This window comes from Sodalis sp. C49 (assembly GCF_046352915.1).
Taxonomy (GTDB): Bacteria; Pseudomonadota; Gammaproteobacteria; order Enterobacterales; family Enterobacteriaceae; genus Acerihabitans.
The window spans coordinates 3,874,507-3,891,706 of record NZ_CP163303.1 but is presented as its reverse complement, the minus strand read 5'-3'; the positions used below and the strand labels follow the sequence as shown (position 1 = coordinate 3,891,706).

10 protein-coding genes and 1 pseudogene are annotated in these 17,200 nt (G+C 61.3%); 8 read left to right on the top strand and 3 right to left on the bottom strand.

Going from position 1 to position 17,200, the window contains the following annotated elements; genetic code table 11:
- Nucleotides 1-276: 276 nt before the first annotated feature.
- Nucleotides 277-2,892 (bottom strand): ATP-binding protein, encoded by a 2,616-nt coding sequence (locus ABUK12_RS17450; RefSeq protein ID WP_410016690.1) that lies wholly within the window; start codon nt 2,890-2,892, stop codon nt 277-279.
- A gap of 152 nt (nt 2,893-3,044) precedes the next feature.
- Here ABUK12_RS17450 and ABUK12_RS17445 point away from each other — a divergent pair, with 152 nt between their 5' ends.
- From ABUK12_RS17445 to ABUK12_RS17430, 4 genes are all read left to right on the top strand, one after another.
- Entirely contained in the window at nt 3,045-4,556 is a 1,512-nt protein-coding gene (locus ABUK12_RS17445; RefSeq protein ID WP_410013037.1) for a sugar ABC transporter ATP-binding protein, read from the top strand.
- A gap of 9 nt (nt 4,557-4,565) precedes the next feature.
- Nucleotides 4,566-5,555 carry an ABC transporter permease subunit gene (locus ABUK12_RS17440; RefSeq protein ID WP_410013036.1) on the top strand — a complete coding sequence of 330 codons (990 nt, stop codon included), beginning with the start codon at nt 4,566-4,568 and terminating at the stop codon, nt 5,553-5,555.
- Nucleotides 5,556-5,574: 19 nt separating this feature from the next.
- A complete protein-coding gene (locus ABUK12_RS17435; RefSeq protein WP_410013035.1) occupies nt 5,575-6,516 on the top strand; it encodes an ABC transporter substrate-binding protein in 942 nt (313 codons plus the stop codon).
- Nucleotides 6,517-6,624: 108 nt separating this feature from the next.
- Nucleotides 6,625-7,311 carry a D-lyxose/D-mannose family sugar isomerase gene (locus ABUK12_RS17430; RefSeq protein ID WP_410013034.1) on the top strand — a complete coding sequence of 229 codons (687 nt, stop codon included), beginning with the start codon at nt 6,625-6,627 and terminating at the stop codon, nt 7,309-7,311.
- Nucleotides 7,312-7,316: 5 nt separating this feature from the next.
- On the opposite strand, the gene ABUK12_RS17425 is transcribed toward ABUK12_RS17430, so the two are convergent.
- On the bottom strand, nt 7,317-8,063 hold the full coding sequence (locus tag ABUK12_RS17425; RefSeq protein WP_410013033.1) for a response regulator: 747 nt from the start codon (nt 8,061-8,063) through the stop codon (nt 7,317-7,319).
- 148 nt (nt 8,064-8,211) lie between these two features.
- Here ABUK12_RS17425 and mak point away from each other — a divergent pair, with 148 nt between their 5' ends.
- The 4 genes and pseudogenes from mak to ABUK12_RS17405 all read left to right on the top strand — a co-directional run bounded on the left by mak (nt 8,212) and on the right by ABUK12_RS17405 (nt 12,869).
- A complete protein-coding gene (gene mak / locus ABUK12_RS17420) occupies nt 8,212-9,117 on the top strand; it encodes a fructokinase (RefSeq protein ID WP_410013032.1) in 906 nt (301 codons plus the stop codon).
- An 80-nt stretch (nt 9,118-9,197) separates the two neighbouring features.
- A pseudogene (yhjD, locus tag ABUK12_RS17415) lies at nt 9,198-10,163 on the top strand (inner membrane protein YhjD); the annotation flags it as partial.
- Nucleotides 10,164-10,661: 498 nt separating this feature from the next.
- Complete coding sequence (locus ABUK12_RS17410; protein ID WP_410013031.1) at nt 10,662-11,984, top strand: MFS transporter; 1,323 nt, start codon at nt 10,662-10,664, stop codon at nt 11,982-11,984.
- Between the two features lie 126 nt (nt 11,985-12,110).
- Nucleotides 12,111-12,869, top strand: coding sequence for a CDP-diacylglycerol diphosphatase (locus tag ABUK12_RS17405; protein ID WP_410016689.1), 759 nt, complete (start codon nt 12,111-12,113; stop codon nt 12,867-12,869).
- A 1,918-nt stretch (nt 12,870-14,787) separates the two neighbouring features.
- Here ABUK12_RS17405 and ABUK12_RS17400 read toward each other — a convergent pair.
- Nucleotides 14,788-17,151, bottom strand: a complete 2,364-nt coding sequence (locus ABUK12_RS17400) for an AsmA family protein (protein ID WP_410013030.1) — start codon at nt 17,149-17,151, stop codon at nt 14,788-14,790.
- Nucleotides 17,152-17,200: the final 49 nt, after the last annotated feature.

Genomic DNA, 17,200 nt, shown 5'->3' with positions numbered 1-17,200 from the left:
ATTACCTAACAACATTAAAAAAACGCGGTGGAATATCCGCCGATATCATAGTTATTATTTCTCGCACCGCTGCGCCTTTAAATATGCCGCGAAGACCATTATGCCGTTTTTTATCATGCCGGGTCCGCTACGCGGCGGCATGGGCGCTTGACCGGGGCCGTGGTTTTTCTGTTTTCCACGCGAGGGGATTTGCCGGTATCATCCGGCGCGTTATCGTCGGACCAAACAGTTTTTTTTATTGATCGAAACGTCTTATCAATGGGTAACCGTTAAGCATCACCCATGGCCGTTTAGTCTTGCGCCTAAGGCCTGCCGCAGCGCCTGGGCCAATTGCGCCAGGCTAAACGGCTTGCGCAGCAGCGTGACGGCGTCGGGCAATCCGCAGCCGTCACGGCGCATATCCTGACCGCTGATAAGCAGGGTAGCCAGCGCCGGATTCGTCCGGCGGGCCAGGCGAATAACATCGGCGCCGCTGTGCGCGCCGGGCAGCATTAAATCGCTAATCAGCAGGGCGATATCCGGCGTGCGCCCGAGCAGCATCAGGGCCTCGGCGCTGTCGCCGGTGGCGAGCGTCAGGTATCCCAACTGATGCAGCTGTTCGCGCAGGGTTTCGCGCACATCGTCCTGATCGTCAAGGATCAGCACCAGCAAGTCCTCGCGCGCCTCGGGAGCGGGTTCGGCCGGCGGCGCCGGGGCCGGGGTCGCGGCCGGCGCGCGCGGCAGTTGCAGGCGCACCAGCGTGCCGGCGCCCGGGGACGATTCAATCTGCACCCGGCCGCCGGACTGGCGGATAAAGCCATAGACCATCGACAGCCCCAGGCCGCTGCCGCTGCCGACCGTTTTGGTGGTGAAAAAGGGCTCGAATACCTGCGATTGCACCTCGGCCGACATGCCGCAGCCGCTGTCGGCGACCTCCAGCGTCACCATATCCTGCTTCCTGCCGCCGGCGCGCACCACCCGCTGGTTATAGGTACGGATAATAATTTCGCCGCCGCGTCCCTCCATGGCGTCGCGGGCGTTGACCACCAGGTTCATGATGGCGTTTTCCAACTGGTTGACATCGATCCAGGCAAACCAGCCGGGCAGTTGAGGCTCAAGCTTCAGCGCGAGGTTGACCGCAAGCGTTTGGCGCAGCAGTTCGCTCAGGTTATCCACCAGCCCGGCCAACTGCACCGCCTGGGGATGCAGCGCCTGTTTGCGGGAAAAGGCCAGCAGGCGCTGCGTCAGCTGGGCGCCGCGCCCGGCGGCTTTCAGGGCGCGATCGATGCGCTCGCCGTCGCGGCCGTCGCCGTTTGCGCACAGCTCAAGGCTGCCGATAATCACCGCCAGCAGGTTATTGAAGTCATGGGCCAGGCCGCCGGTCAGCTGTCCCACCGCCTTCATTTTCTGGCTATGGACCAGCGCCTGCTCCAGCGCCTTGCGCTCCGAGCGGTCCAAGACCACATTGACCATGCCGTGGCGCGGCACCGGGCTGAAACGCAGCTCGAGGATAGGGCCGTTTCCCAGGTGTATTTCCAGCGCGCGGGGTTGAAGCGCGCGCAGGTGGGCCGCCACCTCGCGCCAGTCGCGATAACCGGGCGCCTTTGCCTGGTTGCGGCCGAGGAACGCCAGCAATTCCCGGTAATGCTGGCCACGAAACAGCAGCGTTGCCGGCAGCCCCAGCAGCAGCGGGTATTGCGGGTTCCACACCACCAGGTGGCCGCGCCGATCGAACAGGGCAAACCCGTCGCGCATGGCCAGGAAGGTATTTTCCAGCTGGGTGCTTTTTTCTTTCAGCAGACGCGAGGTATGCTCCAAAGACGCGGTATTGCCGGCAAAGACGTTAAAGGCCCGCGCCAGATCGCCCAGTTCGTCGCGCCGGTGCAGTCCCGGCACGCTGACCTGGCGCTCGCCCCTGGCCAGACGGGACATGGCGTCGGCGATAACCGACAGGTTGGACCCCAGGTTGCGATAGATATACCAGCCGGCGAACAGGGTGATGACCAGCGACAGCAGGGCAAACAGGCCGATGAAATAGATGATTGACGCCAGTTCGTTATGCGTCTGGCGCATCCGCTCCCGCGACTCCCCCGCCACTTTTTGCACATACAGGTTGATATCGCCGTTCAGCATGCCGACCAGCGCCTTGATATGATAGGTGTAATAGGCGATGGCCAGATCGCTGCCGGACAGCTCGCGGCCCAGGGGGCCGAGACTGTGCTGGCTCAGCATAAATAACCGGATTTTATCGCCCAGCAGGGCGCTGGCGTCGCCGGCCGGCGGCCAGCCGGCCATCACCTGATCCAGTTGGATTAGCGCCGACCGGGGGCTGGTGGTGTGAATGGCGATATCCAGCAAGCGGTCGATTTCGCCCCTGAGGGCGACTGTCGGCGCCAACTGGTGTTCACGGGCCGCGATGGTATCAATCTGGCGCAGGTACATTTGGCACTGGTACAGCTCGCTCAGCAGCTGGTTGCGCTGCATATGCCGCTGATGGCCCAGCTCAAGCAGGCGGGTGACGCTGGCTTCCAGGGCGCCGCTGCGCCCGGTGATGCGCTCCACCAGCGCCGGTTCGCTCCCGGCCAGCGGCGATTGCGCCAACCGGCGCAGGGAAGATTGCAGCGCCAGCTGCGTTTGCGCCAGTCGCATAGCCTCGCTCTGGTATTCCAGCGCGCCCACCACCTGGGACAGGCGGATGGCGGCAATGGCCACGTTGGCGGTATCGCGTCCCAGCTCCATGCTGCCGGTCATTTCACTGAGGGTACGGGCCTGCATTTGTTCCTGCAGGTTGCCGGCATGGCGGAACCCCACGATCGCCACCACGCTGACCATCAGCGTCACCGCCACCACCAGCAGGTTAAACATCAGCAGGCGGCCCCGGGCGCCTGCCAGGATCGGCCTTGGGGAGAACAACGACGTCATATCAGGGCTCCGCGACGGGCAGGGCGCCAGTATAAAACCCATGCCGTGGCTAATTATGACAAACATGAACGACCGCTGACATTTTGCATTTATCTGCGCCTGCTTTACTGCGCCTATGACGGCTTAACGAAGGCGCCAACCGGATGACAGCGACCCCGATTCTCGAAATGCGCGATATCGGCAAACGTTTCGGCCATTTCCATGCCCTGAAGTCGGTCAACCTCAAAGTCTGGCTGGGCGAAATCCATGCCTTGATGGGGGAAAACGGCGCGGGCAAAAGCACCTTGATGAAAATCCTGGCCGGCGCTTACACCGCCACCAGCGGCGAGATCGTCATCGACGGCGAGCCCAGGCCGATTAAAAGCCCGAAAGACGCCCTGGCGGCGGGCATTACGCTTATCTACCAGGAAATGAATCTGGCGCCCAACCTGACGGTGGCGGAAAACATCTTCCTCGGCAGTGAGCTGGCGCGCGGCGGCCTGGTGCAGCGCGGCAAAATGGTCCAGGAGGCCCAGCAGGTTATCGATCGCCTGGGCGCCCAGTTTCACGCCACCGACCTGGTCATGTCGCTGACCATCGCCGAACAGCAGCAGGTGGAAATCGGCCGCGCGCTGCACCGCAACAGCCGCATCCTGGTGATGGACGAACCCACCGCCGCGCTTTCGTCCCGCGAAACGCAGCGCCTGTTCGAGCTGATAAAACGGCTGCGCCAGGAAGGGATGGCCATTATCTATATCAGCCATCGCATGGCGGAAGTCTATGAACTCTCCGATCGGGTCAGCGTGCTGCGCGACGGCCAGTATGTCGGCAGCCTGACGCGCGAGCAGCTTTCCGCCGCCGAGCTGGTGCGCATGATGGTCGGGCGGCCGCTAAGCGATCTGTTTAATAAGGACGTCCATATCCCGGTGGGCGATGTGCGCCTGGAGCTGCGGGACCTTACCGACGGTAAAAAAGTCAAGCCCGTCAGCCTGACGGTGCGTTCCGGCGAGATCGTCGCGCTGTCCGGACTGGTGGGCGCCGGCCGATCCGAGCTGGCCCAGCTGGTGTTCGGCGTCCATAAACCCACCGGCGGCGTCGTGCGTGTGGACGGCAATCCCGTCGCCATCCGCTCGCCGCGCGACGCCATTGCGCTGGGCATCGGCTTTTTGCCCGAGAACCGTAAGGAACAGGGGCTGTTCCTGGATATGGCCGCCCATGAAAATATCGTTATGCCGATCCTGGAGCGCGACGCGCGCTTCGGCCTGCTTAACCGGCGCAAGGGGCTGTCGATTTCGTCCGAGGCCATCCGCGCGCTCAATATCCGCGTGCCCCACGCCCAGGTGCGCGCCGGCGGGCTGTCCGGCGGCAACCAGCAAAAGCTGCTGGTGTCGCGCTGGGTGGCGATCCATCCGCGCATCCTGATCCTTGACGAGCCGACGCGCGGGGTGGACGTGGGCGCCAAAAGCGAGATCTATCGCATGATGGGACAAATGGCGCAGCAGGGCGTAGCCATTTTAATGATCTCCAGCGAACTGCCTGAGGTGGTCGGGATGAGCGATCGCGTATACGTGATGTGTGAGGGCCGACTGGCAGGGGAGCTCAGCCGCGGCGAGATTTCGCAGGAAAATATCATGACGCTGGCCACCGGCGTCGCACTGACACCGTCGTCCGTTTAAGGAGCCGCCATGGCCACCAATTCCGCTACCCCCGACGCCACGCCGGCCGCCGCCAAACGGCCCTGGCTGAACGACCTGATGCAAACTGTCGGCATCCTGCCGATACTGGTGCTGATCGTGGCGATTTTCGGCTTTGTCGCGCCCAATTTCTTCACCGACAGCAACCTGCTGAATATCGCCCGCCAGGCTTCCATAAACATCGTCCTGGCGGCCGGGATGACCTTTATTATCCTGACCGGCGGCATCGATCTGTCGGTGGGGTCGATGCTTGGCGCCACGGCGGTGGTGGCCATGGTGGTCTCGCTCAATCCGGCGCTGGCCTGGCTGTCGATTCCGCTGGCGCTGCTGGCGGGGCTGGGCATGGGACTGTTCAACGGCATCCTGGTGGCCTACGCCGGCCTGCCGCCGTTTATCGTCACCCTCGGCACCTATACCGCGCTGCGCGGCGCCGCCTACCTGCTGGCGGACGGCACTACGGTGATCAATTCCTATATCAATTTCGAATGGATCGGCAATTCCTACCTGGGGCCGGTGCCCTGGTTGATTATCATTGCCCTGGCGGTGATTGCGGTGTGCTGGTTTATCCTCAGGCGCACCACCCTCGGCGTGCATATCTACGCGGTGGGCGGCAATATGCAGGCGGCGCGCCTGACCGGCATCCGGGTCAGCTTTGTGCTGCTGTTCGTCTATGCCGCCAGCGGCCTGCTTTCCGGCCTGGGCGGATTGATGAGCGCCTCCAGGCTCTACAGCGCCAACGGCAACCTGGGCATGGGGTACGAGCTGGACGCCATTGCCGCGGTGATCCTCGGCGGCACCAGCTTTGTCGGCGGCATCGGCACCATCACCGGCACGCTGGTGGGGGCGCTGATTATCGCCACGCTTAACAACGGCATGACGCTGATGGGCGTCTCCTATTTCTGGCAGCTGGTGATCAAAGGGGCGGTGATCATCATAGCGGTGCTGATTGACAAATACCGTACCCGACATCATCAGGCATAACCCATACCGGAGAGAAACCATGCGATTTAATCCTGTTTATACCGCGTTGCTGACGGCGGCCATGCTGGCCGTCGCCCCCCTGGCGCAGGCCAAGGATCTGAAGGCCATCGGCGTAACGGTGGGCGATCTCGCCAACCCGTTTTTTGTCCAGATAACCAAAGGGGCGGAAATGAAAGCCCGGGAACTGGCCGGCGATAAAGTTAACGTGACGCTGGTGTCCAGCGGCTACGATCTGGGCCAGCAGGTGGGGCAAATCGATAATTTCATCGCCGCCAAGGTCGATATGATTATCCTGAACGCGGCGGATTCCAAAGGCATAGGTCCGGCGGTGAAACGCGCCCAGGCCGCGGGCATCGTGGTGGTGGCGGTCGATGTGGCGGCCGAGGGGGCCGACGCCACCATCACTTCCAACAATACGCAGGCCGGGGAACTGGCCTGCCAATACATTACCGATAAGCTGAAAGGCAAAGGCCAGGTGGTGATTGTTAACGGCCCGCCGGTGTCCGCGGTGCAAAACCGGGTGGAAGGCTGTATGAACGAGCTGAAAAAACACCCGGATATCAAACTGCTGTCCTATAACCAGAATGCCAAGGGCAGCCGCGAGGGAGGATTGGAAGTGATGACCTCGCTGCTGGCGGCCAACCCGCATATCGACGCGGTCTTCGCCATTAACGACCCGACGGCCATCGGCGCCGATCTGGCCGCCAAGCAGGCCCAGCGTAAAGAGTTCTTTATCGTCGGCGTCGACGGCTCGCCGGACGGCGAGGAAGCGCTGAAACGCGAAAACTCGCTGTTTGTCGCCACGCCGGCCCAGGATCCGCAGGTCATGGCCGCCAAGGCGGTGGAAATCGGTTATGACATTTTACAAGGCAAGCCGGCACCCAAGGACCCGGTGCTGATCCCGGTGAAAATGATCGATCGCAACAATGTCGGCAGCTACAAGGGCTGGACGGTGAAATAATCCACAGCGCCGGCGGGCCGGTGCGGTCGACTCCGCGCCGGCCCGCCATCATCCTCCTATGGGCGGCGAGGTATCGCGCCGCCCGCTCCCGATGACAGCGGAGGCGATATGAAACGCTCTCAGGTCAACAGTATCCTGCAGCAGACCCAGCAATTTTTTGCCCGCAACGGCATGCATCTGCCGCCGTTTGCCCGTTTTTCCCCCCCGGACTGGCTGGCCCTGGAGCGCCGGCACTGGCGCGAGGTGTTTGATCTGCGCCTGGGCTGGGATGTCACCGATTTCGGCGGCGATGATTTTAGCCATACTGGCCTGACGCTGTTCACCTTGCGCAACGGCTCCCCCGACGGCGCGCCTTATGCCAAAACCTATGCCGAAAAAGCCATCCATTGCCGGGAAGCGCAAATCACGCCGCTGCATTTTCATTGGCATAAGCGCGAGGATATTATCAACCGGGGCGGCGGCAACCTGATGGTGGAAATGTATAACAGCGATGAGGGGGAACAGCTCGCCGCCTCGAAAGTGACGGTCGTCATCGACGGTTGCCGGCAAACCCACGCCGCCGGCTCCCGGGTGCGGCTGGCGCCCGGGGAAAGCATTTGCCTCACGCCCGGTATTTACCACAGTTTCTGGGGGGAGGAGGGTTATGGCGATGTGCTGGTGGGCGAAGTCTCCATGACCAATGACGACCAGCATGATAACCGTTTCCTGCGGGGACAGGCGCGTTTTAGCCCGATAACCGAAGACGAGGCGCCGCGTTGGCTGCTATGCAACGACTACCCCCTCTTACCGGCCTGACGCGCTCAGGCGGTCTGGGCGATGGCGGTATCGGCGCGCACCACATCGGCCGCAAACACATATCCCAGCCGGCGGATGGTGCGGATAAGCGTCGGCTGGTGGGGATTGGATTCTATCTTACGGCGCAGCCGCATGATCAGCACGTCGACGGTGCGATCGAAGACGTCCAGGGTTTCGCTGTGGGTCAGCTCCAACAGTTGATCGCGGGTAAGCACTTTACGGGCGTGCGCAATCAGCGCCAGCAGCAGGCTGTATTCGCCCTGCGTCAGGACCACCGGATCCCCGCCGGGATTAAACAGCGTGCAGCTGTCGCTGTCGAGCCGCCAGCCGTTAAACAGCCAGCCGTTGTGACGGCCGGCGGCCGGCGGCGCCATGGACGGCGAACCGCCGCGGCGCAGCACCGCCTTGATGCGCGCAATCACCACGCGCGGATGAAAGGGTTTGACGATATAATCATCGGCGCCCATTTCCAGACCGACGATGATATCCGATTCCGATCCCATGCCGGTGAGCATCACCACCGGCAAATGCGGCCGCAGGCGCTGGATCTGCTGCAATACCAGCAGGCCGTTGGTATCCGGCAGCATCAGGTCCAGCAGCACCAGCGCAATCTCCGGCGATTGCTCAAGCAGCGCCAGCGCCGACCGGCCCTGATGGCGGACGTGCACGGTAAATACATGCTCGCTGAGCATGTCGTTTAACAGTTCACAGATGGCGGGGTCGTCGTCCACGACAAGAATACTGGGTTTCATATGCCGTCTTCGCTGTGTTACGGGAATGATAATAGAGTGTACATTAAGCCAAATCGATAGCATGGTTCAGGATGTGGATGTGTGAGACGTCTCTCATGCCGCATCGGGGACGCGATGGCCGGCGGCGGATTAAATGGAGGAGGTGACAATGCGTATTGGCATAGATCTGGGCGGGACCAAAACAGAAGTGGTGGCGCTGGGCGAGGACGGACAGGCGATATATCGCCAGCGTATCCCCACGCCGCGCGACGATTATGACCAGACCCTACGCGCCATCGCCTCGCTGGTGGCCGGCGCCGAACAGGCCGCCGGCCGGCAGGGCAGCGTCGGCATCGGCATCCCGGGCACCCTGTCGCCGTATACCCAACGGGTGAAAAATGCCAATTCGGTCTGGCTCAACGGCCGGGAGATCGATAAGGATTTAACGGCGCTGCTGGGACGACCGGTACGCATCGCCAACGACGCCAATTGCCTGGCGGTATCCGAGGCCACCGACGGCGCGGCCGCCGGCGCCGCCACCGTGTTTGCGGTGATTATCGGCACCGGCTGCGGCGCGGGGCTTGCGATCAACGGCCGGGTTCATGCCGGCGGCAACGGCATCGCCGGAGAGTGGGGCCATAATCCCCTGCCCTGGCAGGACGGGGACGAACAGCGCCATGCCCGGGAAGTACCCTGCTACTGCGGCAAAACGGGCTGTATCGAGACCTTTGTGTCCGGCACCGGTTTTGCCGGCGACTACACCCGCCTGGGCGGGCCGCCGTCCACCGGCGCGGAGATTATGCAGCGGGCGGCGGCGGGGGACGCGCTGGCCGGCATGGCCGTCAGCCGCTATGAGCAGCGGCTGGCCAAGTCGCTGGCCCATGTGATCAATATCCTCGACCCCGACGTGGTGGTGCTGGGCGGCGGCATGAGCAACGTCGACCGCTTATACCGTACCCTGCCGGCGTTGATTAAAGGCTGGACGTTCGGCGGCGAATGCGAAACGCCGGTGCGCAAGGCGGCCCACGGCGATTCCAGCGGGGTGCGCGGCGCCGCCTGGCTGTGGCCGGATTGATCCGCCCGTGCCGTTTTTAGCGATCCTTATCTATAATCAATTGCATGGCGAACTAATATCGCGATAGAGATGAGAGGATCATGGCTGAAAAATCGACGACATCAACCCCGTCCCCCGGGCAATCCGGCAGTTCGCTGTTCGGCAATATCCATACCGGCAACGAAAAGATTGATAAGGTGGCGTTACGTTCCGGCCGCCTGATCGGGAAAGTCAGCGCCTATCCGGCTGTGGCGCACGTGATCCGCGCCGTGGAGCGTTTTAACGACCGTATGGGCAGCCAGTTCGGCGCGGCGATCACCTATTTTTCCTTCCTGTCCCTGATACCCATTTTAATGGTGTCCTTCGCCGGGGTGGGGTTTTTCCTGGCGTCCAATCCGGATATCCTGACCAACCTGATTAACAAGATTGCCGACAGCATCAGCGACCGGACCCTGGCTGATACGCTGAAAACCACGGTCAAGACCGCCATCGCACAGCGTACCACGGTGGGTATTACCGGGCTGCTGATAGCGCTGTATTCCGGCCTGAACTGGATGGGCAACCTGCGCGAGGCCATCCGCGCCCAGCTGCGCGACGAATGGGAGCGCAATCCCCAGGATGAGGAAAAATTCTATCTTAAATACCTGCGCGATCTGATTTCGCTGATTGGACTTATCGTGGCGCTGATTGTCACCCTGTCCCTGACCTCCATCGCCGGCGCCGCCCAGGAAAGTATCGTCAAAGCCCTGGGGCTGGACACCGTTGAATGGCTGCGGCCGGTCATGACGGTGGTCACGCTGATAGTCTCGGTGCTGGCCAATTACCTGCTGTTTTTGTGGATCTACTGGGTCATCCCCCGCCATAAGCCGCACAGCAAAGCCATGTTCCGCGGGGCGCTCCTGGCGGCGGTGGGTTTTGAAATCATCAAAATTATCATGACCCTGACGCTGCCCAAGCTGGCCACCTCGCCTTCGGGGGCGGCGTTTGGCTCGGTGATCGGGCTGATGGCGTTTTTCTACTTTTTTGCCCGCCTGACATTGTTTTGCGCCGCCTGGATAGCCACGGCAAAATACCGCGACGACGACGGCCCCACGCCGCCGGGGACGAAAACGCCTCCCGCGGCGAATCGCGGCCGGGACAATACCGGCGCCGGCATATCTTACGGCGCGCCTGGAAAACCGCCGGCGGCCCGGCGCCTCTGCGCCGCCCAGGCGGCATCGGGACAGGACCGCCTCTTGCCCTATCTAATGGTGCTTACCGCCGGTATAGCAGTGTATTATTTCAATAAAATGCGCTAAAGGCAGTTTATATTGCTGCTTTTAACAAAAATATAACCATAAACCAGCATATAACACTTACCCCGCCCTTTTATTTGCCCCCGGGGCAGGGTTAAACTCTGCCGGTTGGCGCTTATCACGGTGTTCTCTCTGCAAACAAGCGCCTGCGTCACATAATCTGCTTTTTGGCAGGCAAAGACGCCGGGTGGTCAAAAATACGCCATTGAAAATGCTTTTTTCTATGTCTAAGATGCCTTTCTTTTACGCATTTGATCAATAAGAAACAACATGCCAGCCTCCATCGCACCAGCCATCGAACCCAATGCGCCATCCGTCCCGGTAAACTCCCGGGGTAAAGTGATTGTGGCGTCGTTAATCGGTACCGCCATCGAATTTTTCGACTTCTATATTTACGCTACCGCGGCGGTCATCGTTTTCCCGCATATTTTCTTTCCGCAGGGCGATGCTACCGCCGCCACGCTGCAATCGCTGGCGACGTTCGCGCTGGCCTTCGTCGCCCGGCCCATCGGCTCCGCCCTGTTCGGGCATTTTGGCGATCGCGTCGGACGCAAGGTGACGCTGGTGGCCTCGCTGCTGACCATGGGTATTTCCACCGTGCTCATCGGCCTGCTGCCGGGTTACCAAACCATCGGCATCGCGGCGCCGATACTGCTGGCGGTGGCCCGTTTCGGCCAGGGCCTGGGGCTGGGCGGCGAATGGGGCGGCGCGGCGCTGCTGGCCACGGAAAACGCGCCGGCGCATAAGCGCGCGCTGTACGGCTCGTTCCCGCAACTGGGGGCGCCCATCGGCTTCTTTTTCGCCAACGCCATGTTTTTAGCCCTGTCCTGGCTGCTGACTGACGAGCAGTTCCTGAGCTGGGGCTGGCGCGTGCCTTTTATCCTGTCGGCGGTACTGGTGCTGATCGGCCTGTATGTGCGCGTCTCGTTGCACGAAACGCCGGTATTCGCCAAGATAGCCCTGGCCAAGGCGCAGGTGCGCATGCCCATCGGCACGCTGTTTAGCAAGCATCTGAAAGCCACCGTGCTCGGCACCTTTATCATGGTGGCGACCTATACGCTGTTTTATATCATGACCGTCTATTCGCTGACCTACGGCACGACCCCCAAGCCGATTGGCCTGGGGATCCCCCGCAATGATTTTCTGCTGATGCTGATGGTCGGGGTCATCGGTTTCGGGCTGCTGGTGCCGGTGTCGGGCCAGCTGGCCGACAGCTTCGGCCGCCGGCGGACCATGATCACCGTAACCCTGATTATCATTCTGTTCGCGCTGGTTTTCCCGTCCATGCTTGGCTCGGGCAATATCTGGCTGGTAATGGCGTTCCTGCTGTGCGGTTTTACCGTTATGGGCCTCACCTTCGGGCCCATGGGCGCGCTGCTGCCCGAGCTGTTCCCCACCGAGGTGCGTTATACTGGCGCGTCGTTCTCCTATAACGTTTCCTCGATTATCGGGGCTTCGGTCGCGCCCTATATCGCCACCTGGCTGACCGCCAATTATGGTCTGTTCTATGTCGGCATCTACCTGGCCTCAATGGCGACCCTGACGCTGCTGGCGCTGCTGGCCACGCACGAGACTCGGCATCGGTCATTGTAGCTGTTAAAATAAGCGCGCCGGCAGTCAGGGGCCATCCCCCGGCCGGCTGGAGAATGACGGGCCGGATCCCCAGTGGTGCGGCCCGTTTTTTTTGATTATGCGAAAATAATGAGGGCTGTAATGAATATGCGGCGTAACCGATATTTCCTGCCGATACTGTTGCTGGTTATCGCGGCCCTTGGCGCCGGCGTCTATTACAGCCGCTTGCCCGGCGGCAACCCCGATGCGCTGTGGAAGATCGTCAGCCAGAAATGCGTACCCGGACAGCAAAAAACCGGACAGCCGGCGCCTTGTGCGCAAGTCAACCTGGCGGCGGGGTACGTGATACTTAAGGACCTGAACGGCCCCCTGCAGTATTTGTTGATGCCGACCGAAAAAATAACCGGTATGGAAAGCCCGCAGTTGTTACAGCCCCAGACCCCCAACTTCTTTTATGACGCCTGGCGGGCGCGGCACTATCTCGCCGAAAAACGCGGCGCGCCAATCCCGGACAGCGCCCTCTCCCTGGCGATTAATTCCGCCTCGGGCCGCACGCAGAACCAGTTGCATATCCATATCTCCTGCCTGCGTCCCGATGTGCGGCGCCGGCTTGACAGCGAAGCCGCCGCCCTCGGCAATGCCTGGCGCCCCCTGGGCGAACCGCTGATGGGGCATCCGTACCTGGCAATGCACGTTACCGCCGCCGAACTGGCGGCGCAGAGCCCGTTTCTGATGCTGGCGCGCGGCGTGCCGGACGCGGCGGATAACATGGGGCATTTTACGCTGGCCCTGGTGCCGCTGGCCGACGGCGGCTTCGCGCTGCTGGCCGGCGAGCGCAACCTGCTGCGCGGTAATCTGGCTTCCAGCGAGGAGATCCAGGATCACAACTGCGCCATCCTGCGCTAAGCGGACATGTCCGGGTCGTGTCCCCTGGCGGGATTTTCGCGTACGGCTTGCGGGTGAGGTTTATGTTGCCGCGGCGAGGGTTTCGCTGATGCTTGCGGGTGGGGTTTATGTTGCCGCGGCGGGATTTTCGCGTACGGCTTGCGGGTGGGGTTTATGTTGCCGCGGCGAGGGTTTTCGCGTACGGCTTGCGGGTGAGGTTTATGTTGCCGCGGCGGGATTTTCGCGTACGGCTTGCGGGTGGGGTTTATGTTGCCGCGGCGAGGGTTTTCGCGTACGGCTTGCGGGTGAGGTTTATGTTGCCGCGGCGAGGGTTTCGCTTGCCATGCGTTAGGTTGTTTTATGCAGTGCCGGGCGCCGGCAAGCGACAAAGAGGCCGTACCGCGACGGCCTCCTTGACCTCCGCGCGTCCGGCAGATCGTGCGCCGCTGCGCGGTGCCCGGCATCACCCATCCCGGCTTTTGGACCGCCCGGCATGCGCTCCCGGCGCAGCCCGGGCTTTCGCCGCTCCCGGCGGCTCATCCAGCCAAGATGCGCACTGCCGGCGCACTCTATGCCGGCACCACGTCAACACCATCGCCTGCCAGCAAAACAGCGTTTTGGGGTTCTTAGCGGTATGCGCTTACCGGGAAAGGTCTCAGTATTCATTTTGCGCTAATGTTTACAGGCTGATGGCTAATGGCTGAAAGCGTAATGCTTAATGTTAAAACTCAAAATTGAATGATGAATGTCATATGGCATGACTGATAAGTCTCTTTCGGTATGCCTGCTTTTCGCTATGTCAGCGGCATTCCAGACCCGTTGCATTCTGTAATGGTTAACCGTATCCCGGCGCCAGACCTTATCCCAAGCATCAGCGCCGCTGTTGTTTCATAATATGCGGTGCGAACCGCGACATAGGGACCGGCATAAAGCGCGCTGACGGCGCCTGTGACCCCGGCATGAGCCGCCGGGAGCGGCGAAAGGCCCGGTAGCGCCGGGAGCGCTAACCGGGCCGGTGCATCACGGGGGCATGGGCGGCGGAAGGCATCGCGCAGCGACGCGCGACCTGCCGGGCGCGCGGAGGTCAAGGAGGCCGTCGCGCTACGGCCTCTTTGTCGCTTGCCGGCACCCGGCAATACATAAAGCAACCCGACGCATGGCAAGCGAAACCTCCGCCACGGCGACATAAATCGCCCCGCACACGACAAGCGAAACCTCCGCCATGGCGACATAAATCGCCCCGCACACGACAAGCGAAACCTCCGCCACGGCGACATAAATCGCCCCGCACACGACAAGCGAAACCTCGCCACGGCGACATAAATCGCCCCGCACACGACAAGCGAAACCTCCGCCACGGCGACATAAATCGCCCCGCACACGACAAGCGAAACCTCGCCACGGCGACATAAATCGCCCCGCACACGACAAGCGAAACCTCCACCACGGCGACATAAATCGCCCCGCACACGACAAGCGAAACCTTCGCCATGGCGACATAAATCGCCCCGCACACGACAAGCGAAACCTTCGCCATGGCGACATAAATCGCCCCGCACACGACAAGCGAAACCTCCGCCACGGCGACATAAATCGCCCCGCACACGACAAGCGAAACCTCCGCCACGGCGACATAAATCGCCCCGCACACGACAAGCGAAACCTCCGCCACGGCGACATAAATCGCCCCGCACACGACAAGCGAAACCTCCGCCACGGCGACATAAATCGCCCCGCACACGACAAGCGAAACTCACACCGCGGCGACATAAATCGCCCCGCCAGCCGCAAACGAAGCCCCTAACGAGGCGACATAAACAGCGCGACATTTACTTCCCGGGGCGGCCAATATTGCCGGACCGCATCAGCCCCATCACGCGTCAGGACCGCGATCGCAAAATCTCCACTCGGCATATTAAAGGGAGAGCGTGCCACCCTGTTATTTTTTGTTTTTCATTTCCTGCAAAATCGGACCGCACTGATTCTCTTCACCACCGCTGGGCGAAATCAACGCCAGCAGCGCCGCCGCCGGCGCCAGAACCGCGCCAAGCGCCACCGCCGCCGCCCCGCGCGCAATCAGCGGGCCGGGTTTTACCCCGGCGTCCGGGTTCTTAAAGGTGCCGCGCACATACAACGGCGAGCGCAATGTCACGATACGCATCCCTTTACTGTCCGGATTGATGGATAAATCCAGCCGTTCGCTGGAAAAATTAGTCGTGCCGGCAATATTGATGACCGCATTCTCTGTATCAAACACAAACAAGCGCGGCGTAGCCAACCCGTTACGCACCCCCAGGTCCGCCGCCGCGCAGTTAATCTTCACCTGTTCGTCGCCAAACAGTTTGCCGACCACATAGTTACCCACGTTCAGGCCGGCGATTTCCATCAGATTACGGCTGATAACGCCGTCGTTCATCAGAATACGCACATCGCCATTGGCGCTGCCCAACAGCGCGGCCACGGAATTACCGGTGCCGGTAAACTGCGCATCGCCGTTCAACTGCCCCATGCTGCTGCGCATGGCTTCCACGTCGGGGAACAACGCCTTAAGCTGCAGTCCGCGCGCGTGCAAATCCGCCCGGCCCCGCATCGGCGTCTTGTTGCCCTCAAGCTTAATGGTGGAATTCAGGTTGCCGCGCGCCATGCCAAAACGCAGCGGGTCAAGCAGCAGCACGCCGTCATCTAGCTTAACGTGGGTATAAAGATCGCTGATTGGCAGGTTTTTGCCGTGTTCGATGCGCTTGCCAGTGAATTTCACATCCGCGTCCATGGTATCCCACTTGGCGGTATCGAATTTATCGTAGGGCAGCACCTTATCCGCCGGCTGTACCGACTGGGTTTTGGCTTTCTGCTTACCGCTTTCCGTGCCGGAATCTGCGCCGATAAGCGGCCCCAAATCGGCAAAGCGCAGTTCATTCGACACCACTTCCCCGGTCAGGGAAGGTCGCGGTTTACCCTGCACGAACTCCAGCGTGCCGTGGATATCGCTTGAGCCGATTTTGCCGTTAAATTTCTCATAGCGATAATGCCCGGCCTCCTTGCCCTGGAAATGGGCAATCAGGTGCCCGTCCGTTGAATACGGCGGTGAATCCGGCAATACGACACCGGTCAGGGCATGCAGATCCCCCAGGTTATCGCCCGCCAGCCGCAGCCGCAAATCCAGGCCGCCCAGGTTCATCGGATCTTCCAGCGTCCCCTGGATAGCGACCCGGGTCGCGCCGGAGCGCACGTCCGCCTGCAAAGGGAAGGGCCGGCTGGCGCTGCGCAGCGCCAGCATGCCGCCGATTTTACCGTCGCCGCTCAGGGGCTCGTTGTTATATTTCCCCGTCACCTTCCAGCCGAAGATATAGTCGTCGGTACGCCGCGCCGCGCCGCTGCCATCCGGATTGACGGCGGTATCGTCCTTGGCCGTTTTTTCATCGCCGCCGGACTTGGCCGCGGTATCGGCCTTGGCCGTTTTTTCATCACCACTGGACTTGGCCGCGGTATCGGCCTTGGCCGTTTTTTCATCACCACTGGACTTGGCGGCGGTATCAGCCTTGACCGTTTTTTCATCGCTGCCCGACTTGGCCGCGGTATCGGCCTTGGCCGTTTTATCATCGCCGCCAGATTTGACCGAGGTATCATCGGCCTTGGCCGTTTTGTCGCCGCCCGCGCTGGAGGCGTCGCCCCGGGTGGTATTATCCTTGGTGCTGGCGCCGGCCAGCTCCGCGTAAGGGATAGGCTTGCCCAGCGGATTGACCGTCATATGAATGTCGGCCTTGGTTATCGGGTCGAGAAAGTCAATTTTCCCCTGGTCAAAGGCAATATCGTCCACCTTGAATGACCAGGCGGAAGGCGGCGTGTCCTGCTGCGGCTGATCGCTGTTGGCCAGGTTAAAGGTCCAGTTGTTCTTACCGTTGGCCAAACGCTTTAACGCGGCGTCGGGGCTGAAAAGAGTAATGCGCGGGAGGTAGATCTCCTTATGCAGCAACGCCAGCGGCGACAGACTGGCCTCCACCCGTTTCAGCCGGGCGGTATAATCGCCGGGCACGTCGGGCGGGTTGCCGAGTACCACGTCTTCCGCATGCAGATGCGGCCAGGGGATCCATGCCCGCCATCCCGCCTCGTCCCGCTGGCGCGACCACTGTACGCCCAGGTCGCCGTTAATGGCGAAGGGCCGGTGCAGCTCGGCGGTAACCTTTTCATTGATCGTGGGCTTCAGGCGATTCAGATCGTAGGTGGCGATAAAAATAACGATGGCAATCAATACCACCACTAAAAATAATACAATGCCTAAGATCGCCTTTTTCGTCCGGGTCATGGTGATAACATTCCTCATTAAACGGCCTTATGTCATTAATCATAGTTGA

Bases quoted from the DNA above. Each gene is read 5' to 3' on its own strand.
- ABUK12_RS17445 (WP_410013037.1), top strand. From the start codon at position 3,045: ATGACAGCGACCCCGATTCTCGAAATGCGCGATATCGGCAAACGTTTC.
- ABUK12_RS17440 (WP_410013036.1), top strand. From the start codon at position 4,566: ATGGCCACCAATTCCGCTACCCCCGACGCCACGCCGGCCGCCGCCAAA.
- ABUK12_RS17435 (WP_410013035.1), top strand. From the start codon at position 5,575: ATGCGATTTAATCCTGTTTATACCGCGTTGCTGACGGCGGCCATGCTG.
- ABUK12_RS17430 (WP_410013034.1), top strand. From the start codon at position 6,625: ATGAAACGCTCTCAGGTCAACAGTATCCTGCAGCAGACCCAGCAATTT.
- ABUK12_RS17425 (WP_410013033.1), bottom strand. From the start codon at position 8,063: ATGAAACCCAGTATTCTTGTCGTGGACGACGACCCCGCCATCTGTGAA.
- mak (WP_410013032.1), top strand. From the start codon at position 8,212: ATGCGTATTGGCATAGATCTGGGCGGGACCAAAACAGAAGTGGTGGCG.
- ABUK12_RS17410 (WP_410013031.1), top strand. From the start codon at position 10,662: ATGCCAGCCTCCATCGCACCAGCCATCGAACCCAATGCGCCATCCGTC.
- ABUK12_RS17405 (WP_410016689.1), top strand. From the start codon at position 12,111: ATGCGGCGTAACCGATATTTCCTGCCGATACTGTTGCTGGTTATCGCG.
- ABUK12_RS17400 (WP_410013030.1), bottom strand. From the start codon at position 17,151: ATGACCCGGACGAAAAAGGCGATCTTAGGCATTGTATTATTTTTAGTG.